The sequence below is a fragment of the Sphingomonas endophytica genome, assembly GCF_001476895.1.
Taxonomy (GTDB): domain Bacteria; phylum Pseudomonadota; class Alphaproteobacteria; order Sphingomonadales; family Sphingomonadaceae; genus Sphingomonas; species Sphingomonas endophytica_A.
On the sequence record NZ_LDTB01000250.1, the window covers coordinates 1 to 720 of the forward strand.

Below are 720 nucleotides of genomic sequence, written 5' to 3' on the forward strand. Positions count from 1 at the left end.
CCGTTTGCTTGCGTTGACTGGAGGGAGGGTGAGATTGCTCATTCCGCTCCTGATGCTGACCATCGCCTTCGGCGCATCTTTTGTCGGACTGATTTCGGAATACATCGCGTTCGTCCCCGTCGCGGTTGCGTTGGGAGAACGTCTCGGATTCAATCGTGTGCTCGCTGCCGCAATCGTGATCATACCGGCGAAAATCGGCTACCTCACGTCGGTTACGAATCCGATCGGCCTGGTTGTCGCTCAAACGGCCGTCGGTGTCCCCGTCTTCAGTGGTCTCGGCGTTCGACTGGCGGCGTTCGTCATTCTCCTGTCGGTCGGTGTTCTTTTCGTGCTGCATAAGACGGCGCGTCTGACGCTTGGCCAGCAACCAATCAGCGAGGCGTCGGCTCGGCGGCTTTCGCACCGGCATTTGGCCATTCTTCTCACGATTGCAGTGTTCGTCCTTTCCGTCGTCTACGGCGTGCGGTGGCATCATTGGGGACATGCAGACCTCGCTGCTGCCTACATCGGGCTCGCGACCGCTATCGCCCTGATTGCGCGGATCCGGCCGACGGAGGCATGCCAGCTATTTCTTGAAGGCATGAAGGCGATGCTGCTCGCCGGCGTACTTGTCGGACTCGCCAAGGCTGTGGAGCTCATTCTGCGAGACGCCATGGTGCTTGATCCGATCATCTTTGCGTTGACGAGCAGAATGGCGGATCTGGCGCCCCCGTCCGCAGC

At 60.0% G+C, this 720-nt stretch carries 1 pseudogene; it reads left to right on the forward strand.

The window, feature by feature from the left end:
• Nucleotides 1–52 precede the first annotated feature (52 nt).
• Nucleotides 53–720 (forward strand): annotated as a pseudogene (locus NS334_RS17025) (hypothetical protein); the annotation flags it as partial.